Below are 21,122 nucleotides of genomic sequence, written 5' to 3' on the forward strand. Positions count from 1 at the left end.
TAAGATGACGGCACCACACCAAGAGAACGGTTTTACGCACCCAAGAGCATGCGAGAGGATGCCGTGGCGAAGAAGGACAGAAAACCAGTGCCTAGCAGCCACATAGTTGCACGCAGGCATACTCCGCCGACAATGGTGCAGACGAAGGCGGCCCATAAGGCCAGAGGATGCTTTTGAGAGAACCAAACGCATGCGCCCGAGCCCACGCAGCCGACCACAACGGCTCCAACCCAGAACAAGACGACGGTGTTTTCGGTAAGGCTTGTGGTAACGGCATAGGCAACGAAGGTTACCAGGGCGATGGCAATGGAACCCAGCACCAGGTTGCGCATTTTGGTTTGACCCTCTTCGTCCTTGCCTACCAAGGCGGCAAACAGGGTTGCGCCGCAAGCCAGGCCACTGCCTAGATAAGCGAGGGGAAGCGCAACGTTGTTCCAGCTGGGCTGCGATTCCATAACGTAGCCGTTGCCTACGAAGAAGGTCAAAATCAGGCCGGTTGCGATACCTATAATCGCAACAACCTTTGCCGCTGCCTCGCTACCGCCGCGAGCGAGCAGCAGGTAAACAAGCGCAACGATTACGTTCACGCCCAGAGCGATCAACTCGAGGGAAATGCCTGAGAAGGAGAAAATGTTAGAAGCAGCTGCCATGATATTGGCGGGCTGGCCTAGATGCAGCACGGACGCGCAGCCGCCGACAATCAGCAGGGCGATCGCCGTGATTGCGGCGGGGATGCGAGCCTTTTTGCCAACACCCAAGATTTCAGAAACGCCGATGAAGGCAATAGTGGCACCACCGCAGCCTGCCAGCAGGCTGAAGATGACCAAGGGCCATTGAATTTCCATTTACTTCAGCTCCTTCCAGGTTGCAACGCTGCTATGCAGGATATAGGCCGTGGTTGGTTTGGAGTTGCCAGGGTCGGGTAAATGATGGACGTTTTCAGCACCTGCTTCGGCTATCTTCTTGGAAACAATGGATTCGGGGTCGTCCAGGTCGCCAAAGAAGCGTGCGCCAGCACAGCAATTGTGAACGCATGCGGGTTCGCCCTTGCCATCGGCTGTGAGGTGAGAGCACAGAGTGCATTTCTCAACAACTTTCTCATTCTTGTTGAATGAGCGAACGCCGTAGGGGCACGCCATCATGCAGTATTGGCAGCCAATGCACTTCGACTTGTCTACCAGCACAACGCTCGTGTCGGGATCGCGGTAAGAGGCACCCGTTGGACATACGTGCACGCACTGGGGATTCTCGCACTGCTGGCACTGGGCTGGCAGCCAGTACAGCTCCATGTTGGGGAAATCGCCGCTCGGACCAACAGGGACAACGCGGTTCCAGTACTCGCCCAAGGCAATATTGTTCTCAAGCTTGCAGGCCACAACGCAGGAGTCGCAGCCGGTGCAGCGGTCGAGGTCAATTACGAGGCATTTTCTCATTGGAACTTAACCCCCTCGGTAACGGGCTCCTCTTGGAGCGTGGGCAGGAATGGAGCAAACTCTTCCGGTTCGACCCAGCAGCCATCGGGCTTATCGGATTTCTCGATTTTTACGGCAAAGCCACGCAGTGTGTAAGAACCGTACACTTCATTGAATGGGCCGTCAGCCTTGGTGATGCAGTTGATGTTCTGTTCGCGCCAACCAGCCGAAACCATCTTCTTCTGGCTTGGATCGTAGCACTCGGGGTTCCAGAAGCGCTCCATCCATAGCTGACCAGGCTGAACGTACTTTGCCACAACAGCGCGGGCGTGAATGGAGTTTCGCCGGCTGGTGATTTTGATCCAGTCCTGATGCTCAATGCCCAGTTTCGCGGCATCCTCGGGGTTGATGCGGCATTCGGCTGTGGGGCACAGCTCACGGGCATAGGCGGCATGGCGCATGGTGGAATGGTGGAAATAGGGCAAGCGGCCAGAGGTGATTGTAAAAGGATATTCCTCATCGGGCACTTCGGCTGCTTCGACGTAATGGCTGATGGGGCTGTAGTCTCCATCTTTCACCGGAGGAAGCTCTCGGGGGAAAGAATACGGATAACCGGTGCGAGACATATGCAGCAAGAGGGTGCAGTAAGGCTCGCATTTGCGGGAAATGGTGCCAAAGCCTGCGGGCAAACCATCGTTTACGATGGCCTCGTGCTGATGGTACACCCAGAACTTTTCGGGCTCTTTGATCAAGGGCACGTATTTATCTTGGTTCGCAACCAAATCGTCCCAGTCTTTGGCGCCAAACGTCTTAACTTGACTTGCCTTTTGATCCTCTTCTGAGGTGCCGGAGCACAGTTCGGGCGCGACGCAAGACGGATCCTTGTCCTTCAGCCTGCTCAAAATTTGAACGATGGTATCGCCGGGGTTAACAGATTCTCCCAGATGGGTAACGCCTGTGCGCATGAAAGTGTAGTTCAGCTGGTTCATGCGATCGCTGCCAGAGTATTCCAGCCATTCCTGAGTGGGAAATACCAGATCGCAGCATTCAACGTGGAAGGATGTAAGCATGGGGTACTGGCCAATGACGAAATCCATGGAGCGAGCGGTGCTCAGCCAAGATTCCGCATCGGCCAAAGCGGCAAGTTTATTGCCAGAGTGGTCGATCCACACGCGGGGACGATAAGGCTCTCCCGTATCGATAGCTTCGTGAACTGCAGGAATAGTGGCCATGCCATTCCAGTACAGACCACGGTGCCTGTCCATGCCAAGGCGATCCTTCATAAGCTGCCAAACCATTTCCTGGTTTTCTTTGTTGGGGAACTCATTGAAGGCCTTCATGTTTTGTTCGTAGGAGAAGCCGACGGTGGCAACATTGCCGGCAATGCCCTTGCGCGAAAGGGGCGCGCACATATTGAAGTTGGCACGGGCTTTGGGAGGAGGGGTGTTTTGGGTTAGGGTTGCGCCGGGCTTGTTCACATAGCCCATAATGCAGTCGAGGCCCAAGCAGCCCAAGGTCTGCTCAGAGGCGATGCGGCTCTGATCGGAGAACACGCCGTTGGAGATACCGGCAACCTCGGTGTCGGTATAGATTCGAATCGCTTCCTCGATCTTCTTGGGATCCAGATGGCAGATTTCGCCGGTTTTTTCAAGGGTGAAGTCTTGGCACGCCTCCCAATAAATTTGACCAGCGGTCTTATAAGTCTTTCCTTCGTATTCAACAGTCGTGATGACCTCGGGATCAACGACGGCATCGGCTGGAGCGGTATATGGGAAAGGCTGGACAGAGTTGGTCTTCAAGTCGAAGCACACATAGTCGGGAGTGTTGTCGGGGGTAGTGGACTCGAAGCTGGGGAACAGCTCCTGGGCCTCAACGGGCATTTTGGTGTCCGGATCGATTAGGAAAGGCAGGTTGGTCCAGTACTTGGTGAATTCCTTGTCGTAGAGTTCGTTGTCAAAAATGTACCGATACCAACCCATGAGCAACGCGGTGTCGGTGCCCGAGCGAACCGGTAGCCAAACATCGGCCTTGGCGGCATCTGCGGAAAGGTTCGGGTCGATGACGACCGTCTTGCAGCCGCGAGCGCGAAGCTCAACCATGGCGCGACCAGCTTGAGCGGTCTGGGAGGCGGAAGGCTGAGTGCCCCACAGAACTAAAGCCTTGGTGGTCGGCTTCCACTCATTGAAGGGTTCGAGAACAGCGCCGTCGGCGATGGATTGATCGGAGCCACCGTACACGTACTTCGCCATGGAGTTGCGAGGGATGTAGCACTGTGCGCAACCAGGTTCGAAAGAGTTAGGGGTTTTAAGGGCCCATGCCATGGTGATGGTTTCGCCGAACAAATAGGCACCGCCACCACCGGTGGAAGTCATCAGGGAGTAGTTGCCGTATTTCTGCATGGACTCGTAGATCTTGTCTACCGCCAGGGTTAGGGCTTCTTCCCAGCTGATCTGCTCCCACTTGTTTTCTCCGCGTTCGCCTGCTCGCTTCATGGGATGCAGGATGCGGCGGGGGCTGTAGCACGTGTGCAGCTGATTGAGGCCTTTCATGCACAGGGAGCCTTTGCTCATGGGGGCATCGGGATCGCCCTCCAGCTTTACGACTACGCCGTTCTCGACATAGGCGCGGCAGGGGCAAACCAAAATGCATCCATGGCAGCACGTTTTCACCACCTTGGTCTCAACTGGCTCGTCGGCATAAGCCTTGCCCGCATCGATAAGGGAGCCCGACATGGACACGCCAACCGCGGCGGCAACGCCAGCAAGTGTGCTGGTCTGCACAAACTGGCGCCTTGTCATGGCTGATTTTGCCATACTTCCTCCTTCTCTTCCTTCCTTCTTTTCTCTCTCTTGTACAACCTGCGCTATGCTGCAGGAAGTAGCCGCAATTACTCTTCCGTCACTTGAGCTGTGAGGGATTGCTTGATCTCGGTCAGGATGTCATTGCCTTCTTGGCTCAGTTTCCAGCCGTTGTTCCATTGGATAACGCCTGTTTGCTCCAGCTTGTCTATGAACACGCTTGGCTGTATCTTGTCCTGGTAAAACGGATCAAGAACAAGAATGGGGTTGTCCTTGAGCAGGTTGTGAAGCTCTGTGTATTGGCGAGGGGTTTCTTTAACGTAGTCGAGAACTTTGAGGTATGTCTCCAGGCGGGCAGGAACCTGCTCGAGCAGTTTGGTCAGACGAACACGAGGGCTGTATTCCTCGGCAACCATGCGACCGATTTCAGTGGTGAGGAACGCCTCGTCCTCAATCTCTGCGAAGAAATCGTCTTCGCAGAGATCTTCAACTTGCTCTTTGCCGTAGACGTCTCCATCAATGCCCAGGTACAGGCGCTCAAGGCCCCCGTGCTCTACCATGCACTCAATAAGCCATGCCTGATCATGAACGGCTGTGGCAAATTCAGGCCATGAGGCGATCTCCTTCTCAAGGGCGCTCATGGCTTTGGGCTCACTGCAAGTAGTTAAAATTCGTAGCAGAATTTCACGATGCAGAGGTGACTTGTGGATGGCAGATGCAAGCTCGAACAGAGATTCCTCTTGGCATTGCCCATGATTGGCTGTCTCGACTTCCACTTTCCCTTCCCCTTTCCTTTTGGCAGTCGCAAGAGTGAAATTTGCTTATGGCCAGATAGTAGAAGCGGGGAAAATGGTCGACAAACCATATTTAGTGCGAAATTCACCCTCGCATGCTGCAAAAACTCACCCCCAGTTGCCTAGCATAAAAAGTGTGAGTTGGGCATTTGTCCCTCGTGGCGAACTGGGCATCCTGTCGCTGAATAACAATGCCGCTTGCTCCAAGAAATGGCTAAGATATTCCTTGCCGTTTACGACAGGATTGGATGATTCGCGTGATAGACACTGAACTGAAATCGAAATCTTATGGGCGCATTACGCCTCTAATGGCGTTGCAGTTGGCGGCGCCCCATACGTGGCCGGCGGCCATACTCCCCTGCCTTTTGGCGGTAGCTTGCGCGATGGCCAATTGCTGGGCTGTTTCATTTTCCCTTTCGCTCACGTTGCTTGTGATTTGCGTGCTCATGCAGGCGGCGGTGAACACCTTCAACGACTACTTTGACTACGTAAAGGGAAATGACTCTGCCGAGGATAACGTTGAGGTTTCGGACGCTGTGCTCGTTTACAATAACGTGAACCCTCGCCATGCGCTTTATTTGGCTATTGGGTTTCTTGCTGTGGCTTTTCTGCTCGGCATCTACCCTATTGTGGTGGCGGGCGTCATTCCCCTTGCGATTGCCGCTATCGCTGCAGTGATAGTCGTGCTGTACTCTGGCGGGAAAACCCCTATCTCCTACCTCCCTATCGGCGAGGCGGTCAGTGGCATCGTTATGGGCGGACTCATTCCTCTGGCCTGTTATCAGGTGCTTACGGGCATCCTTGAGCCGATGATGCTGCTGTGGGCTGTTCCTACTATCATTAACGTGGGACTCATTATGATGACCAACAATACATGTGATATCGAAAAAGATATTCAGGCGGGTCGGAAGACGCTTCCAGTGCTCCTGGGGCGAAAACGTGCCGTTTCCCTGTACCATGGCCTCATGGTGGCCAGCTTGGCGGTGATAGCGGTTGTTGTGATTGTCTTCTTCTATAAGGGTATTGTGGTGCTTCCCTTCATGGCGTTGGGTTTGTGGGGCAATTTTAAGGCCCTGTGGGGCAACCCGCTGATGAATCCCAGTCGCATCGGGGCAATGGCCCAAGTGGGGGCGTTCAATGTTATTGTGGGCGCATTTTATGCCGCGGCTATTCTTGCCAGCAGTTGGGCCAGCCTTGTGCCATAGCCCTTTTCCGGTTACTGCCAGGTGATGGCGTAACGGGCCTTGGCTTTGGCGGCGAACTTCTCCAGGTTGAAAGCCTGCAGCAATTGTTGGGGCGAAGCGGGTTGGTCCTCCTCTTGCAGGCCGCCGATGTACGCTATATGGCCTACGAGAGCTTCTGGTGTTTGGTGAGCGGCTAACAGGGCATCAAGGGCCGCATCCTTGTCCCGTTTCGCCAGGCGCTTTCCTTTGACGTTCACCAACAGCGGAATATGGCCGTAGGAAGGGGTTTCAAGCCCCAGTAATCTTTGCAGGTAAATCTGCTGGGGTGTGGAGGACAGAAGGTCGATGCCGCGCACAACGCAATTGATGCCTTGTTCAGCATCGTCCACAACAGTGGCCAAATGGTAGCCGAAGGCGTGGTCGGCGCGGCGTATGACGAAATCGCCGCAGTCGCAGGCAAGGTTGGAAGTTTGAGGGCCTTGGAGAAGATCCTGAAAACTCAAGGGCCCATCGGGCACCTGAACGCGCCAGGCGCATGACTTCCCTTCCTGCTGCCGCTCCGTGCGCTGCGCGGCAGTAAGATGGCGGCAGGTGCCCTGATAGACGTTGCGTTCCCCAAGATGCGGAGCCGATGAGGCATGAAGGTCGGCACGGGTGCAGAAGCAGGGGTAGACCGGCGCCTTCTCCGATATCCTCTCAAAGGCGGCCCGATAGGCCTCTTCTCTTCTTTGCTGGTAGAACGGCCCCTCGTCCCAGAACAGCCCCAGTTGCTCGAAGTCGCGCATCACCTGGTCGGCAAAGGCCGGTTTCGAACGGTCGGGGTCTAAGTCATCGATGCGCAGTACTATAGAGCCGCCGGTGGATTTGGCAATGAGCCAAGAGCACAGCGCCGCATAGATATTGCCAGCGTGCATACGTCCGGTGGGCGAAGGAGCAAAGCGCCCCTTGAGGAGCGCTTTGACAATGGAGCTATTTCCGCAGGTCATCGACATGTTTCGCCTTGCCCATAGTGCGGGTAAGACCGCCGGGCTCCACCAGCTTCACTACCGGCGTCACCAGAAGGACGCTGCGTAGCTTATCGCGCACCTCGCCCGCAAAGCCTTTCATCTCCTCGTAAGAGTCGCTGAAGGCCTCGGGCTTGATCTCTACTTCCACTGTCATGCGGTCAAGGCCGGTCTCGTTGTCCACCACGATGTGGTAGTGGGGCGCCAGTAGGTCGATTTCGGAAATAACGTCCTCCACCTGGCTGGGGAACACGTTGGTGCCGCGAATGATGAGCATGTCGTCGCAGCGGCTGCGCACTTTCTGCATGCGGGCAAGGGTGCGACCGCACTCGCATTTGTCGGTGACCACGCGGGTGAGATCATGGGTGCGATAGCGCAGCACAGGGATGCCCTTCTTGTCCAGCGGGGTGAGCACCAGCTCCCCCATTTCGCCCTCGGCTACCGGCTCGCCGGTTTCGGGGTCCACAACTTCCCAAAGGAAATGGTCCTCGGCGATGTGCTGCTGGTCGCGGTGGGCCAAACATTCGCCCGACACACCGGGGCCCATCACCTCAGTGAGACCGTAGTTGTCGGTGCAGGTGATGTGCATGCGCGACTCTATTTCGGTCTTCAGTCCCGGCGGGCACGGCTCGCCGCCGAAAAGTCCCACCTGCAGCGTAGAGGAGGCCCAGTCGAAGCCCATCGACTCCCCCACCTCGCAGATGTGCATCGCGTAGGAGGGCGTGGCGATGAGCACGGTGGTGCCGTAGTCCTCGATCATCTGGATGTGGCGCTCGGTGTTGCCGGCACCGGCGGGTATCATGGTGCCGCCGATGCGCTGCACGCCGTAGTGCAGGCCGAACCCGCCGGTGAACATGCCGTAACCGAAGGCCATCTGCACCCGGTCGGCAGCCGTGACGCCGGCCATCTGTGCCAGGCGAGCGATGCACTCGCTCCACACGTCCATGTCTTCCTTGGTATAACCCACCACGATGGGCTTTCCGGTGGTGCCGGAAGAGGAGTGCAGTTCCACTATCTCGTCCAGCGGAGTGGCGAACATACCGAAGGGGAAGGTTTCCCGCAGCGCTGCCTTGTCGGTGAAGGGCAGCAGGCGCACGTCCTCAAGGGTCTTTATGTCGGCGGGCGACACCCCCATCTCATCCATTTGGGAGCGATACCACGGCACGCGGGCGTAGGTGTACTCCACCTGCTGGATGAGCCGTGCCAGTTGGATGGCACGGATGCGCTCGCGGCTGGCGCATTCCACTTCTGGCTTGTAGATAGGAAGTTTGGTGAAGTCGATCTTGTCGGGGGTTGGCATTGGGGTTCCCATTTACATCGTCTCCCCTACCATGAATTCGGCCAGATCCTCATCGCTTACCACTGCCATGCCGGCGCTCTGCAGCGCTGCCTCGGCAGATGGTATGTCTCGCACCGAGATGGCGATATAGGTGGAGGCCAGGGAATAGCAATAGGCCACGTTCAGCTGCGCTGCGGCCAACGTCTCCATGGCCTTTTGCAGCTGGCCAACGGAATCGTCCAGCTTCAGGCACAGCACATCGGCGGTGCGGGCAGCCGCTCCCATGGTCTTCAGCACTTCAAGGGCGCGCTGGGTGTCATCCACCACGAAACGCACGATACCGTACTCGCCGGTATCGCTGGCGGAAAAGCCGTGCACGTTGATGTCGTTTTCTGCGAAAGCACCCAGCACACGGCCCATGTGGCCGGGCTTGCTCTCTACGAAAACGCTTATCTGGGTAATGCTCATCTACTCTCCCCTCTCCATGGCGGCACGCCCCGCGCTGAAGGCGCCAAGGTTGGCCTCTACCGTTTTAGCTGGCACGCGACCGGCGATAACGTCAGTCCAGATTTCCTCCGGAATGTCCAGGGTGGCAGAAAGTGCGCCCAGCAGCGCCACATTGGCGCACTTGGCGTTTCCTGCCTGACGGGCGATGCGGGATGCCCCGATGAAGCGCCCCCCGGCCGCCTGCAGCCGCTTCTTGGCGTCGCGGGGCATGGAGGAGCGGCCGGTGAGCACCGGCAGCGGTTTGATGGTCTCGTCGTTCACGATGAGCGCGCCGCCTTCGGCCAGCTGCGGCAGGTTGCGCAGCGCCTCGGTGGTTTCAAAGGCCATCACGATGTCGGCGCAGCCCAGGTCCGAAACCATGGAGTGCACCTCTTCGCCGACTCGCACCACCGTGGTGACGGCGCCGCCCCGCTGGGCCATGCCGTGAATTTCCGAAACCTTCACATCGCGGCCGGCGGCCAGCGCCACGCGGGCCAGCAAATCGGCGGCAAGGATGGTGCCCTGCCCTCCCACTCCGCAGAGGAGCACTGTTTTTGTCTGGGCCATTATCGGCTCCCTTCGCTCACAATTGCCCCGAACCCGCAGTACTGGGCGCATTGGCCGCAGCCGATGCAAAGGGTTTGGTCGATGGATGCGAGCCCCATTTCCGGATCGCGGGCGATGGCGGGGCAGCCCAAGGTGGCGCACACCCCGCAGCCGGTGCACTTTGCGCTCACCGCGTAGGGCGCCTTCGAGGCGCGCTCCAGCAGTACGCAGGGGGCGCGGAACACCAGCACCGTGAGTTCGGGGCTGGCAAAGGCCTCCTTCAGCGCCGTGCGCACCTCAAGGGCGTTATGAGGGTTCACGGTGCGAATGTCTTCCACCCCCAGCGCGGCCACGATGGCCTCGATGTTCATTTCGCGGCTTGGGCGGTTCTGCAGGGTGACCCCGTTAAAGGGGTTGCCCTGGCGGCCGGTCATGGCGGTGGTGCGGTTGTCCAGGATGCACACAACGCCGTTGCCCTGGTTGTACACGGTGGATACCAGCGAGCTGAGGCCGGAATGGCCGAAGGTGGAGTCGCCGATGACGGCGGCTATGGGGCGATGCTCCGCCTCTCCGAAGCCCAGCTGCATCCCATGGGCCATGGAGATGGAAGCGCCCATGTCGAGGCAGGTGTCCATGGCCGACAGCGGCGGCAACGCCCCTAAGGTGTAGCAGCCGATGTCGCCGGTGACGATGGCGCGGGCGCGGGAAAGCTCCCGGAACACCAAACGATGGGGGCAGCCGGGGCACAGGGCCGGAGGCCGGGCGGGAAGGTCGGCGGCGGCGTCTGCATGGGGCGGTGTCGCTTGGCCGAAAGCCTGGCGGATGAGGCCGGGGGACATCTCGCCGTCCTCCGGCAGCGGATGGGGCGGGTTGTCCGGGGTCACCCCCGCTGCCCGCACCGCGCTGCTCAGGTAAGTGGAACCCTCTTCCACCACGTAGCAGCTCTCAACCGAATTGGCGAAACGGAGGAGCAGTTCCGGCGACAAAGGCCAGGTGACCCCCAGCTTCAATATGGAAGCATCCGGGAGTGCGTCCCTCACATGCTGGTACACCGCCCCCGAGCAGATGACGCCCATGCGGGCGCTGCGACGCTCGATGCGGTTGAACGGGCAGCTGCCGGCCCACTGCGTAAGCTGGCTCACCCGCTCTACTTGCACCTTCCGGCGCCCTTTGGCGAAAGCGGGCATCATCACCCATTTCACTGGGTTGCTCTCGTACTCCTTGCGGACGATTTGGTCCCTTTCCCCCACTTCGACGGGGGTGCGGGTGTGGGAGATGCGCACGGTAGAACGAAGGAACACCGGCACGTCGAACTGTTCGGACAAGGAAAAGGCCTCGCGGGCGAAGACCAGCGCTTCGGCCGAGTCGGACGGTTCCAGCATGGGGATCTTGGTCGCTTGTGCGTAGTAGCGGGAGTCCTGCTCGTTCTGGGAGGAGTACATGCCCGGGTCGTCGGCGGCCAGCACCACCAGGCCGCCCCCCACGCCGGTGTAGGCGGCGGTGAACAGCGGATCGGCCGCCACGTTCACCCCCACGTGCTTCATGGTCACCAGCACGCGGGCGCCGGCGGCACTGGCCCCCACCCCCACCTCGGCGGCCACTTTCTCGTTGGTGCACCACTCGGCGTACACGCCCTCTTTGGCGGCGAAGGCCTCCATGGTTTCAGTGGAAGGGGTGCCCGGATAGGCCGCGCCCACCGTGCAGCCGGCCTCCCATGCCCCTTGGGCTATGGCTTCGTTTCCCGAAAGCAGTTGCTTCATGGGCCTATACCTCCTCTTCTTCGTACTGGAGGCTGTAAGAGCCGATCTGGATCATGTCGCCGGGCCTGAGCACCTTCATGTCCACGTTGGCGTTGTTCACCCAAACGCCGTTGTAGGAGTTCTCGTCGCGGATGGTGTAGGCGCCCCCCAGCTTTTCCACGGTGGCGTGCAGGCGCGATACCGTCATGTCGTTGAGGAAGATGCCACTGTTGGGATGGCGGCCGATGGTGAGGGGCTCCTCCCCCAGCGGATACGCGGTGCCGGCGCGGCGGCCGCGCATGATGCGCAGCACGCCTTGGAACTGCTGCGGGGTTTCGGCGGCCGTTGCTTGCGGCTGCACCGGCACAGGGGTGAATTTCTGGGTGGCCCCTTGGAATTTGAAGCCGCACACGGGGCAGCTCTCGGCTCCCTCCGGCACGGCGGATTGGCATACGGGACAGGTTTGGGTCATGGCGGCCTCCTTATGGGGTTGCGGGCTTTAAGCCGCGGCTGCGGCGGGGGTTACGGGCTTGATTTGGTTGATTACCGAGGCGCTGGCCTCAAGGGTGGTGCCGGTGAAGCCGGCGATGAAGCGCTGGAACCAAATGCCCAGCCCCTCGAAGAAATCCGGGGCGGGAACGCTCTCGCAGGCGATGAGATCCTGCTTGGCCAGCAGTTCCCCGTTTTGGTAGAAGATGGCCTGCCCCACCACTTGCCCGGCGGTCACTTCGCCTTCTATGTCGTCGAAGGTGAAGGTTTGCTCTATTTCGCCGTCGAAGGCGAAAACGTCTACGGCGGCGGCCGGGTCGGCGAAGGTGACGGGCACTGTCTTGTCGATCCAGGCGGCCAGCGGCGCGTAGGCCACCACCGGCACGGTGGCCGTCTCGCCGCTCAGGGTGGCGGTAGTGGTGGTGTTCGACTGGGCCAGCGTGTAGGAAACGATGTGGGAGGAGTACCAGTCGTAGAGGTTCACCACGTCGTCGAAGCGCTGTTCTTCCGAAGCGGAATCCAGCACGATGCCCAAAAGCAGCGTGTCCGGCTTCTGGCAGGCGCCGGCAAAGCAGGGGCCTGCCGCCGAGGTGTAGCCGGTTTTGATGCCGCAGGCCCCTTCGTACACCCCCAGCAGCAAATCGGTGCTCTGGAGGGTGATGGTGGCTGGGGAGCCGTTGCGGGTGACGGCCACGTTGGCCGTGGCCTGGTCCACCGCGGTGCGGAAGGTTTCGTTTTTCATGGCCGCTTGGCACAGAAGGGCCACGTCGCGAGCGCTGCAGTGCATCTCGTCAGAGAAGTCCCCCATGTCAAGCCCATGGGGATTGGCGAAAACCGATTCGGTCATGCCCAGCTGCTGCGCCTTTTCGTTCATGGCGTTCACGAAGGCGGCGAAGGGCGTGCCCTCGTCGCTGTTGGCGGACCCGTCCGCCCCTCCTGCCGCTGCGCCGTTTTGCAGCAGCACCCCCCCCACTGATTCGGCGATGGCCACTGCGGCGTCGTTGCCCGAGGGCACCAGCAAGGCGCTCAAGGCTTGGTCGAGCGTCATCACGTCCCCCGCTTGCAGCCCAGCGGTAGACTCCCCCACCGAGGCGGCGTAGCGGCTCACTTCGACGCGGGTATCCAACGGCGCGTTCTCCAGTGCCACCAGCGCGGTCATCACTTTGGTAATGGAGGCGATGGGAACCTGTTCGTCGGCTTTGCGTTCGAACAGCACAGTGCCGTCTTCTGCCATCAGACAGGCGTACTCGGCATCGATGGAGGGGCACTCGTCCTCCGGCAGGCCGCGCATCTCCACGGTGGCTCCCGTGATGACGTCGCTGGAGCGCACGTCGGCCCATGCCGTGCCAGGGCACAGGGCCACCGCGAGCATAAGGGCAAGGGCGCCCGCAAAAAAGCGCGCGCCCTTGGCAGAAACATTGTCAGAAAGGTTACAGGTCATAGACTTCTTCCGGGGAGACAAGGGCGAAGCCCTCCTCCACCAGGGCCTCCTCAACTTCGGGGTTGTTGATTTTCAGCACGTCGATGGCGCTTCCGTCATCCACAGTGAAACAATAGCCGTACTCTATGGAGAAATGGCGGCTGTCACAGAATTCCAACAGATGGGCCAGGGCGCCCGGCTGGTCGGGAAGACGCACCGCCACTACCGAGGTGGCCGAGGCGCGCAGGCCGGCGGCCGTCAGCTGCTCCACTGCCACCTGGGGCTTGTCGCAGAAGATGCGGGCCAGGCCGAACGTGGCGGTGTCTGCCAGGAACAGGGCGCGCATGTTCAGGCCGGCGTCGGAGATGACCCGTACCGCTTCGGCCAGTCGGCCGTTGTCGTTTTCGAGGAAAATGGTGACTTGGGTAATCATTTAGTTCTTCGCCTCCCGAAGGTCGATGACGCGCTTCGCCTTGCCCTCCGACCGCTCGATGGTCTTGGGCTCCACCAGTTTGATATCCACGTTCACTTGCAGGTTGCTCTTCAGTTCCGCCGCCAGGCGATTGCGCAGATCTTCTAGGCGCCGCACCTCGTCGATGGGGAAATCCGGCTCGGTTTCCACGCGCAGCTCCACGTGGTCGAGCGGGCCCTTGGTAGTGAGGATGATCTGGTACTGAGTGGCGATCTCGGGGAACGTGGTGATAACTTGCTCGATTTGCGAGGGGAACACGTTCACGCCGCGGATGATGAGCATGTCGTCGGTGCGGCCGCGGAAGCGGTCGATCTTGCGATGGGTGCGCCCGCACGCGCAGGGCTCCGAAACGATGCGGGTGACGTCGCGGGTGCGGTAGCGCACCAACGGGGTGCACTCGCGGGTAAGGGTGGTGATCACCAGCTCGCCCCACTCTCCGTCCGGCAGCGGCTCAAGGGTTTCGGGGTCGATGATCTCGCAGTAGAAGTGGTCTTCGGCCACGTGCAGGCCGCCTCGTTCGGCGCACTCCATGGCAACGCCGGGCCCCATCACTTCCGAAAGGCCGTACACGTCGCAGTACTGGATGCCCAGCTTGTCGGCGATTTCCTGGCGCATGTTCTCGGAAGCCGGTTCGGCGCCGAAGATGCCGGCGGAGATTTGGAACTCTTCTGCCGGGTTGTAACCCATCTCGATGGCGGTGTCGGCTATGAGCAGCGCATAGGAAGGGGTGCAGGCCAGAATATCGGTGCCGCAGTCCTTCATCATCTGCACCTGGCGCTTGGTGTTGCCCGAAGAGGTGGGGATGACGGTGCAGCCCATCGCCTCGCCGCCCGCATGGGCCCCCAAACCTCCGGTGAACAGACCGTAGCCATAGGAAACCTGGATGGTGGAATTGGCATCGCCGTTCACCATGGCAATGCCGCGGGCGAAGCAATCGCCCCAGTTCTCCAGGTCGGCGGCGGTATGCCCCACTACCGTGGCCTGCCCAGTGGTGCCAGACGAGGCGTGGATGCGGGCTACGTCCTTGTTCTTTCGGGCAAACATGCCGAAGGGGTAGGCATCCCGCAAATCCTGTTTAATCGTGAAGGGGAACTTGGTAAGGTCCTCCAGGGAGGCCAAATCTTGCGGTTTCACCCCCAGCTCGTCGAAACGGCGGCGATACAGCTCCACGTTCTGGTAGCAATTCTCGAATGACTCCCTCATGCGCTGCAGTTGCAGCTGGGCGAGTTCGTCCCGGGGCATGGTTTCAATTTCGGGTTGGTAGTACACCTGGGGGCATCCTTCCGTGAGGTGATGGCAACTGCTGCCGAGCGCAGGGAAAACCCTGAATTTCGGCACAGGGAAAGACTATCCCATTTACGGGCGATTGGAGCCGGCGTTGGGCTGCTTTTGGGCGAGGGCCGCAAGAGCAGCCCTCGCGTAGTAGACGGTGGTGCCGATAGACAGCGCCAGGCCGGCGTAAATAAACCAAATGCCCCAACAAACCGCCTCCCCGTTAAAGCCGGGCAGCCAGGAGAGGTCGCACAGCCCCAGCCCCGGCACCAAGGGCCAATTGAGAATGAGGGCCGCAAATCCGATGAAAAGGAAGGTGGTGGCGAACTTGCCGGGGTAAATGACAGGGATTCGGATGGACTTCTTGAACAGGAGCCAAGCCCCTCCCCCCACCACCAGGGCGTCCCGGGCCACGATGAGCACGATGACCCATAAAGGAACGCGTCCCACCAGGAAAACCCCCAAAACGCCCACCACCATGAGGGCGCGGTCCACTACGGGGTCGAGCAGTTGCCCCAGCTTGGAAACCGTATGGGTGCGCCGCGCTATCTGGCCGTCCAAGAAATCGGTGGTGGCGGCCGCGGCGAACACTGCAGCAGCGGCGATGTTTTGGCCGTTCAGCAGCAGTACCAGGTACACGGGCACCATGCAAAGGCGAATAAAGGATATAACGTTGGGGATGGTGAGAACTTTATTGGTGACAATTTCTTGGCTGTGTTCGCTCATACGAAAAGAATCTCGCTCCTTGGTCCCCCCATTACATGCAAAAGGGCATTTTAACAGTGAATCGCCCATATTAGGGGCGATTCACTGTTCATTACAAAACTGTAGCGAAGCTTAAGGGCGGACGGGACGGGCCGCAATTGCCTTTACGCTTTGTCGACCTTGGGGTCAGGGATGAAGGACACGCTCTCGAACTTGCCGGTAGTCACGGACTTGAGGTCGGGAGAGGTGGACAGCGCCTGCCTTGGGCACGCCCGCACGCAAGAGTCGCACAGGATGCAGTGGAAGGAGTAGATGGCCCAGATGCGCCCCTTGCGGTCCACGTTGATGGCGTCGCACGGGCAGGCCTTCTGGCAGATGCCGCAGAGAATGCACTTGTCCTCGTCTATGACGATGTGGCCGCGCAAGCCGACCGGTGCCTCTTTTTTCTCGGCCGGGTACTGGCAGGTTTCCGGCTTTTTGAACAGCGATCCAAAGGTCATACCCCCCAGCTTGAAGGAAGTCACAGAAACCTACCTTTCGGTGCAGCTGATGCACGGGTCGATGGTGAGCACAATCATGTTGACGTCGGCGAAATCGCAGCCATCCAGCGCCTTCACCATGCCAGCAATGTTTTGGCTGGTGGGCGTGCGCATGCGCATGCGCTCCAGGTACTTACTGCCGTTGCCGCGGGCGTAGTAGTAGCACTCGCCGCGGGGCTGCTCCAGTACGTTGCAAGCTTCCGCATCGGCGGCAGGGGCTCCCTTCACCGGCACGGCGATGTCGCCGGCGGGCATCTTCGCCGCCAGCTCTTTGATGATGTCGATGGATTGAAGCACCTCTTTGCAGCGCACCACCACGCGGCCGTAGCAGTCTCCCTCGTTGGAAAGGATGGGCTGGAAATCGGAGAGGTCGCCGTAAGCGCCCTTGCCGAATTGGCGCACGTCGTAGTTCACATTGGAAGCGCGAGCGAAGGGGCCCACCATGGAGAGCTCCAGGGCGTCTTCGTGGGAAAGGTAGCCCACTCCCACCGTGCGGTTTTTCACCGAGTAGTCGGAAATGAGGGTGTTCATGATCTGCAGGTACTCGTCGGTGATGCCTTCCAGCACCGAGATCACCTCGGCCATCTGGGCATCGTCGATGTCACGCACCACGCCGCCCACGCACACCACCGAAAGGATGACGCGGCCGCCGGTGGTTTTCTCGAACAGGGTGAGCACCCGCTCCCGCAGGCGCCAGCAGTGCATGAACATACTCTCGAAGCCGAAGGCGTCCGCTGCCAGGCCCAGCCACAGGATGTGAGAATGGATACGGGACAACTCGTGCCAGATGACGCGCAGGTACTGGGCGCGCTTGGGAACTTCTACCCCCATCAGCTGCTCTACCGTCTCGGCATAGCCCAGCGAGTGGCCCATGGCGCAGATGCCGCAGATGCGCTCGGCCACGTAAACGAACTGGTTGTAGTCCTTGGTTTCCACCAGTTTCTCAAGGCCGCGGTGCACGAACCCGATCTGAGGGATGGCCTCCACTACCTTCTCGTCTTCCACCACAAGGTCGAGGTGAAGGGGCTCGGGCAGCACAGGGTGCTGCGGGCCGAAGGGAATTACCGTTGCCTTTCCCATTACTTCTCCTCCTTTTCAGCCTTGGCCGCTTTGACCTCCATGGCGGCGCGCACTTTGGCGGCCTTTTCCGGGTCCATGCCCGCCAGCTTCGCCTCCATGTCGTCGGCGGCAGCGCCCTGTCCTACTTTGGCCTTGGCCTCTTTTGCCGCCTTGGCCGCAGCCACCTTGGCCGCCTTTTCGCGGGCCGCTTTCTGGGCGGGGGAAATCACCGTCATGGGCTCGGGGGTGGCCAGCGCGTAGAAGGCGCCGTGGAAATCGATGGCGATGCCGTCGAAGTTGATGCCGAAAAGGTCGTGGATCTCGTTTTCCCACACGAAGGCCTCAAGGAAGTCGCCGGTGATGGAGGGCATATGGGTGCCCTTCGCCAGCTTCTCCACCTTGTAGTTCTCCAGAAGGCCGGTTGCCATGTCCATGAACGAGTAGATGAGGTCGATGCCCTCTTCCCCGTTCACGGCAAGCGTTTGCACGTAGCGCCATTGCCGCTGCTTGCAGGCGGCCACGGTCTCGCTGAGGCTGTCTGCGGGGATGGTCGTAAATTGAGTGGTGTATTTCATGGGCGCTCTCACTTTCCTTTCTTCGCCTCGGCCAGCGCTTTGGACTTTTGGTCCAGCACTTCCACGCCGGCCACGATGGCGTCGATGAGGGTTTCGGGGCGCACAGCGCAGCCCGGTGCGTACACGTCAACCGGAATGGCCTGGTCAACGCCGCCGATGACGTTGTAGCAGTCGCTGAAGATGCCGCCGGTACAGGCGCAAATGCCGCAGGCCACCACAACTTTGGGCTCCAGCATTTGGTTGTAAATCTCCCGCACCACCTCGATGTTGCGTTCGTTCACCGAGCCGGTTACCAGGAATATGTCGGCATGTTTGGGGTTGCCGGTGTTCACCACGCCGAAACGCTCGCCGTCGAAGCCGGGGCACAAGGTGGCCAGCACCTCGATGTCGCAGCCGTTGCAGCTGGAGCCGTCGTAGTGGATCACCCAGGGGGATTTGGAAGCAAAAGCCATGGGGTACCTCCTATACCAGCATGAGGAAGGCCATGTTGATGCCGCCGCCCAGCAGGGCCACCAGCCAAGAGGATTTCAACATGAACTGCCATTTTACGCGGGCGAAATTGTTGTCGATGTAAATCTCGGCAAAAAACACGAGCGCCACCACCACCAGGGCCAAAATCCACGAAGCCGGATTGCCCCACAGGAAGAACAGGCCGGTCCATCCCAAGAACAGCACCGTCTCGCACCAGTGCATGATCTCCACAAGCCCCAGGGTGGGGCCGCTCATCTCGGTGGTCATGCCCCGCACGATTTCCTGATGGGCGTGGTGCGACATGGAAAGGTCGAAGGGAGACTTGCGCAGCTTGATGGTGAGGATGAAAAGCACGCCCAAGAAGATGAGGATAATCTTACCGATGGCCGGCCCGCCGGGGGCGGCGGCGATGGCACTCACATCGAAGCTGCCGGTGGCCAGGAAGAAGCCCACCGCCATGAACAGCACCATGGGCTCGTAGCTCATCACCTGGATGGTCTCGCGGGCAGCCCCCATCTCGGCGTAGGGAGACCGGGTGCAATAGGCGGCCATGATGAAGAACAGGCTGGAAAGGGTGATGGTGAACACGTCCAGCAGCAGGTTGCCGCCGCCGAAGAAGATGCCGCCGGAGAGCACGGCGAAGATGAGGGCGCACACCACGTACACTCGCTCGGAGGTGTTAACCGCCGCATCTTCTTTTTCGAACAGCTTGCGCACGTCGTAGTAGGGCTGCAGCAGCGGCGGCCCTACGCGCCCCTGCATGCGGGCGGAGATGATGCGGTCGAGCCCCGCCAGAAAGCAGCCGATCACCGGTGCCAGCACGGCGAATACGACGGTGGCAATGAGGATTTGAATCAAGGTCATCGTTGTTCCCTCCTACATCACGCCAACGCCGAGCAGCACCATGATGAATGCTGCGGCCATGAGCACCGAATTGAACACCGTGCCAATGGGGGCGATGCGCTTCTCGCCGAACACCGCCTCCAGGTACCAGTTGCGGGTGACCGCCTCGCTCGAGCCGGAAAGCGCGTTCTGGAAGGCGCGGGTATCGTCGTTTCGGCTGACGCCGGCCAGGTACACCGGCACTTTCTTCTGTTTAGAGTTGCTGCGGCCGGCCCCGGCGAACAGGGCGATGAACACCACGGCCGCGCAGATGGCCGCCAGCCACAGGTTGTCAGTGGAGATGTCCTGCCCCAGCACGCCGAACACCGAAACGATGTAGGGCTCGACGGAAACGGCGGAAATGAGCGGCAGCGCCACGCAGCCGCAGATGAGCAGCACTACCATCAGCAGAAGCGACGCCCACTCGCTTTTGTGAACGGTGAGCTCGACGTTTTCCGGCTGACCGGCGATGCCCGCCAGCTTGCCCAGCCATTTGGCCCAGAACATGAACGTGGCGGCCGAACCGAAGCCCAGTATGAGGATGAGGGCCACTTGGTCTGCCTGAGCAAAGGACACGAGTGCCCCCCATTTTGCGATCAGCATGCCGAAGGGGGCGATGAACATGCCCATGATGCCCACCATCATGAAGCGGGCCAGCCGTGGCATGCGCTCGAACAGCAGGTCCATGTCCTCGATGTCGCGGGAGCCGATGTGATGCTCGGCGGTGCCCACGCACAAAAACAGCAGGCTCTTGGCCAGCGCGTGGAACAGGATGAGGAAACAGGCGGCCCATACCGCTTCAGGGCTGCCCACGCCGGCGCAGGCGGTAACCAGGCCAAGGTTGGCGATGGTGGAGTAAGCCAGCACCCGCTTGGCGTTGGATTGGGAGATGGCCATGAACGAGCACAGCAAGAACGTGATGGCCCCCACCATGATAACCATGAGGGAGGGCACCGGGCACACCATGAAGATGGGCGCCAGCTTTACCAGCAGAAACACGCCCGCCTTCACCATGGTGGAGGAATGCAGCAAGGCGCTGGTGGGGGTAGGCGCCACCATGGCCCCCAAAAGCCAGGTGTGGAAGGGCATTTGGGCCGCTTTGGTTATGCCGGCGAAGGCCAGGGCCGTGACGGCCGCGGCTGCGATGGCGGGGTTCTGGCAGCCGATGACCAAAAAGTCGTAGAAGGAGAAAGTGCCCACCATGAACGCGCAGCAGTACAGGGCCACCACGAAACCGATGCCGCCGGCCAAGTTCATGACAATCTGGCGGAAGGCGTTGGTGATGGCTTCGGGAGTGCGGGTGAAGCCGATGAGCAAAAACGAGCAGAGGGTGGTGATTTCCCAGCCAGTGAACAGCCATTCCATGTTGTTGGAGAAAACGATGACGAACATGGCGGAGAGGAAAAGGAACATCAGCCCGAAGAACAGAGGCCGCCGGTCGGCCTCCCCTTCCGGTTGATGGGTCTGGAAGTCTTCCATGTAGCCGATGGCGTACACACAGATGCCCGAGCCCACCACGCCGATGATGAAGGTCATCAACAGCGAGAGGGAGTCGAAGTACAGGCCATAGGGCACTTCTATCTCCAGCGGGAAGGCGAACTCAAGCGCCAGCACTGCCACCAGCTGCACGCAGGCGAGCACCGCGGCCAGAACGTTCTTGTACTTCCAAGAGAAAGCCAAGATGATGGCCACGATGGCCGTGCTGATGCCGGTGCACACGAAATCCAGCGCTTCCGAGCTGAACTCGAAGGGGGTGAAGCCCGCTCCGAGGTTGGAAACGACGAAGATTACCGAAGCCACAGCGATGACGGCGGCGGAAGCAACGACGATGACGTTTCGCGCTTCGTTGTTCCGGACGCAGAACAGCGCCACGGCTGCCAAAAGCGGGAACAGGATGAGAAATCCGATAAAAGCCACGGCCCCTCCTTTCCTTACATATATATGCCTTCAGGTTGGGAGTGGCCAGATGCAAAACCTGGCGAAAACCGGGCGAATC

At 60.0% G+C, this 21,122-nt stretch carries 21 protein-coding genes; 1 reads left to right on the top strand and 20 read right to left on the bottom strand.

The features are described from left to right. Positions 1-32 precede the first annotated feature (32 nt). The 4 genes from DMP11_RS00390 to DMP11_RS00405 form a co-directional block, all read right to left on the bottom strand. Positions 33-845: a dimethyl sulfoxide reductase anchor subunit family protein gene (locus DMP11_RS00390; protein ID WP_123184518.1), complete on the bottom strand. Its 813-nt coding sequence runs from the start codon at positions 843-845 to the stop codon at positions 33-35. After that, complete coding sequence (locus DMP11_RS00395; RefSeq protein WP_123184519.1) at positions 846-1,433, bottom strand: 4Fe-4S dicluster domain-containing protein; 588 nt, start codon at positions 1,431-1,433, stop codon at positions 846-848. Further along, positions 1,430-4,225, bottom strand: a complete 2,796-nt coding sequence (locus tag DMP11_RS00400) for a molybdopterin dinucleotide binding domain-containing protein (RefSeq protein ID WP_123184520.1) — start codon at positions 4,223-4,225, stop codon at positions 1,430-1,432. The genes DMP11_RS00395 and DMP11_RS00400 overlap by 4 nt, the downstream gene beginning before the upstream one ends. A 74-nt stretch (positions 4,226-4,299) precedes the next feature. Continuing rightward, positions 4,300-4,986, bottom strand: a complete 687-nt coding sequence (locus DMP11_RS00405; RefSeq protein WP_123184521.1) for a hypothetical protein — start codon at positions 4,984-4,986, stop codon at positions 4,300-4,302. 266 nt (positions 4,987-5,252) lie between these two features. Between DMP11_RS00405 and DMP11_RS00410 the strand changes: the two genes are divergently transcribed. Next, the gene (locus tag DMP11_RS00410) at positions 5,253-6,209 is read left to right on the top strand and encodes a prenyltransferase (protein ID WP_214646975.1); all 957 of its coding nucleotides are present in this window, start codon (positions 5,253-5,255) and stop codon (positions 6,207-6,209) included. An 11-nt stretch (positions 6,210-6,220) separates the two neighbouring features. On the opposite strand, the gene gluQRS is transcribed toward DMP11_RS00410, so the two are convergent. The 16 genes from gluQRS to DMP11_RS00485 form a co-directional block, all read right to left on the bottom strand. Next, positions 6,221-7,174 carry a tRNA glutamyl-Q(34) synthetase GluQRS gene (gene gluQRS, locus DMP11_RS00415; protein WP_123184522.1) on the bottom strand — a complete coding sequence of 318 codons (954 nt, stop codon included), beginning with the start codon at positions 7,172-7,174 and terminating at the stop codon, positions 6,221-6,223. Then, complete coding sequence (locus tag DMP11_RS00420) at positions 7,158-8,504, bottom strand: phenylacetate--CoA ligase family protein (protein WP_123184523.1); 1,347 nt, start codon at positions 8,502-8,504, stop codon at positions 7,158-7,160. The genes gluQRS and DMP11_RS00420 overlap by 17 nt, the downstream gene beginning before the upstream one ends. After that, positions 8,505-8,939, bottom strand: a complete 435-nt coding sequence (locus tag DMP11_RS00425; protein ID WP_123184524.1) for an ACT domain-containing protein — start codon at positions 8,937-8,939, stop codon at positions 8,505-8,507. Further along, the gene (locus tag DMP11_RS00430; protein WP_123184525.1) at positions 8,940-9,524 is read right to left on the bottom strand and encodes an indolepyruvate oxidoreductase subunit beta; all 585 of its coding nucleotides are present in this window, start codon (positions 9,522-9,524) and stop codon (positions 8,940-8,942) included. Further along, a complete protein-coding gene (locus tag DMP11_RS00435) occupies positions 9,524-11,263 on the bottom strand; it encodes a thiamine pyrophosphate-dependent enzyme (protein WP_123184526.1) in 1,740 nt (579 codons plus the stop codon). Before DMP11_RS00435 ends, DMP11_RS00430 begins: the two co-directional genes overlap by 1 nt. 4 nt (positions 11,264-11,267) lie before the next feature. Continuing rightward, positions 11,268-11,714 (bottom strand): FHA domain-containing protein, encoded by a 447-nt coding sequence (locus tag DMP11_RS00440; protein WP_123184527.1) that lies wholly within the window; start codon positions 11,712-11,714, stop codon positions 11,268-11,270. Positions 11,715-11,741: 27 nt separating this feature from the next. Further along, positions 11,742-13,172: a D-alanyl-D-alanine carboxypeptidase family protein gene (locus DMP11_RS00445; protein ID WP_123184528.1), complete on the bottom strand. Its 1,431-nt coding sequence runs from the start codon at positions 13,170-13,172 to the stop codon at positions 11,742-11,744. Next, complete coding sequence (locus tag DMP11_RS00450) at positions 13,162-13,584, bottom strand: ACT domain-containing protein (RefSeq protein WP_123184529.1); 423 nt, start codon at positions 13,582-13,584, stop codon at positions 13,162-13,164. Before DMP11_RS00450 ends, DMP11_RS00445 begins: the two co-directional genes overlap by 11 nt. Then, positions 13,585-14,892: a phenylacetate--CoA ligase family protein gene (locus tag DMP11_RS00455; protein ID WP_123184530.1), complete on the bottom strand. Its 1,308-nt coding sequence runs from the start codon at positions 14,890-14,892 to the stop codon at positions 13,585-13,587. 87 nt (positions 14,893-14,979) lie between these two features. Beyond that, complete coding sequence (locus DMP11_RS00460; RefSeq protein ID WP_123184531.1) at positions 14,980-15,621, bottom strand: CDP-alcohol phosphatidyltransferase family protein; 642 nt, start codon at positions 15,619-15,621, stop codon at positions 14,980-14,982. A gap of 143 nt (positions 15,622-15,764) precedes the next feature. Next, positions 15,765-16,124, bottom strand: coding sequence for a 4Fe-4S dicluster domain-containing protein (locus tag DMP11_RS00465; RefSeq protein ID WP_123184532.1), 360 nt, complete (start codon positions 16,122-16,124; stop codon positions 15,765-15,767). A gap of 6 nt (positions 16,125-16,130) precedes the next feature. Then, a complete protein-coding gene (locus tag DMP11_RS00470; RefSeq protein WP_123184533.1) occupies positions 16,131-17,219 on the bottom strand; it encodes a hydrogenase large subunit in 1,089 nt (362 codons plus the stop codon). Then, positions 17,219-17,773 (bottom strand): NADH-quinone oxidoreductase subunit C, encoded by a 555-nt coding sequence (locus DMP11_RS00475; RefSeq protein ID WP_123184534.1) that lies wholly within the window; start codon positions 17,771-17,773, stop codon positions 17,219-17,221. Before DMP11_RS00475 ends, DMP11_RS00470 begins: the two co-directional genes overlap by 1 nt. An 8-nt stretch (positions 17,774-17,781) precedes the next feature. Beyond that, positions 17,782-18,225, bottom strand: a complete 444-nt coding sequence (locus DMP11_RS00480; protein ID WP_123184535.1) for an NADH-quinone oxidoreductase subunit B family protein — start codon at positions 18,223-18,225, stop codon at positions 17,782-17,784. Positions 18,226-18,235: 10 nt separating this feature from the next. Then, positions 18,236-19,108, bottom strand: a complete 873-nt coding sequence (locus DMP11_RS10470; protein ID WP_183621450.1) for a complex I subunit 1 family protein — start codon at positions 19,106-19,108, stop codon at positions 18,236-18,238. Positions 19,109-19,120: 12 nt separating this feature from the next. Further along, complete coding sequence (locus DMP11_RS00485) at positions 19,121-21,043, bottom strand: NADH-quinone oxidoreductase subunit 5 family protein (RefSeq protein ID WP_183621449.1); 1,923 nt, start codon at positions 21,041-21,043, stop codon at positions 19,121-19,123. Between the last annotated feature and the right edge of the window lie 79 nt (positions 21,044-21,122).

The organism is Parvibacter caecicola (assembly GCF_003725335.1).
Taxonomy (GTDB): Bacteria; Actinomycetota; Coriobacteriia; order Coriobacteriales; family Eggerthellaceae; genus Parvibacter; species Parvibacter caecicola.

Bases quoted from the DNA above. Each gene is read 5' to 3' on its own strand.
- DMP11_RS00390 (WP_123184518.1), bottom strand. From the start codon at position 845: ATGGAAATTCAATGGCCCTTGGTCATCTTCAGCCTGCTGGCAGGCTGC.
- DMP11_RS00395 (WP_123184519.1), bottom strand. From the start codon at position 1,433: ATGAGAAAATGCCTCGTAATTGACCTCGACCGCTGCACCGGCTGCGAC.
- DMP11_RS00400 (WP_123184520.1), bottom strand. From the start codon at position 4,225: ATGGCAAAATCAGCCATGACAAGGCGCCAGTTTGTGCAGACCAGCACA.
- DMP11_RS00410 (WP_214646975.1), top strand. From the start codon at position 5,253: ATGATTCGCGTGATAGACACTGAACTGAAATCGAAATCTTATGGGCGC.
- gluQRS (WP_123184522.1), bottom strand. From the start codon at position 7,174: ATGACCTGCGGAAATAGCTCCATTGTCAAAGCGCTCCTCAAGGGGCGC.
- DMP11_RS00420 (WP_123184523.1), bottom strand. From the start codon at position 8,504: ATGGGAACCCCAATGCCAACCCCCGACAAGATCGACTTCACCAAACTT.
- DMP11_RS00425 (WP_123184524.1), bottom strand. From the start codon at position 8,939: ATGAGCATTACCCAGATAAGCGTTTTCGTAGAGAGCAAGCCCGGCCAC.
- DMP11_RS00430 (WP_123184525.1), bottom strand. From the start codon at position 9,524: ATGGCCCAGACAAAAACAGTGCTCCTCTGCGGAGTGGGAGGGCAGGGC.
- DMP11_RS00435 (WP_123184526.1), bottom strand. From the start codon at position 11,263: ATGAAGCAACTGCTTTCGGGAAACGAAGCCATAGCCCAAGGGGCATGG.
- DMP11_RS00440 (WP_123184527.1), bottom strand. From the start codon at position 11,714: ATGACCCAAACCTGTCCCGTATGCCAATCCGCCGTGCCGGAGGGAGCC.
- DMP11_RS00445 (WP_123184528.1), bottom strand. From the start codon at position 13,172: ATGACCTGTAACCTTTCTGACAATGTTTCTGCCAAGGGCGCGCGCTTT.
- DMP11_RS00450 (WP_123184529.1), bottom strand. From the start codon at position 13,584: ATGATTACCCAAGTCACCATTTTCCTCGAAAACGACAACGGCCGACTG.
- DMP11_RS00460 (WP_123184531.1), bottom strand. From the start codon at position 15,621: ATGAGCGAACACAGCCAAGAAATTGTCACCAATAAAGTTCTCACCATC.
- DMP11_RS00470 (WP_123184533.1), bottom strand. From the start codon at position 17,219: ATGGGAAAGGCAACGGTAATTCCCTTCGGCCCGCAGCACCCTGTGCTG.
- DMP11_RS00475 (WP_123184534.1), bottom strand. From the start codon at position 17,773: ATGAAATACACCACTCAATTTACGACCATCCCCGCAGACAGCCTCAGC.
- DMP11_RS00480 (WP_123184535.1), bottom strand. From the start codon at position 18,225: ATGGCTTTTGCTTCCAAATCCCCCTGGGTGATCCACTACGACGGCTCC.
- DMP11_RS10470 (WP_183621450.1), bottom strand. From the start codon at position 19,108: ATGACCTTGATTCAAATCCTCATTGCCACCGTCGTATTCGCCGTGCTG.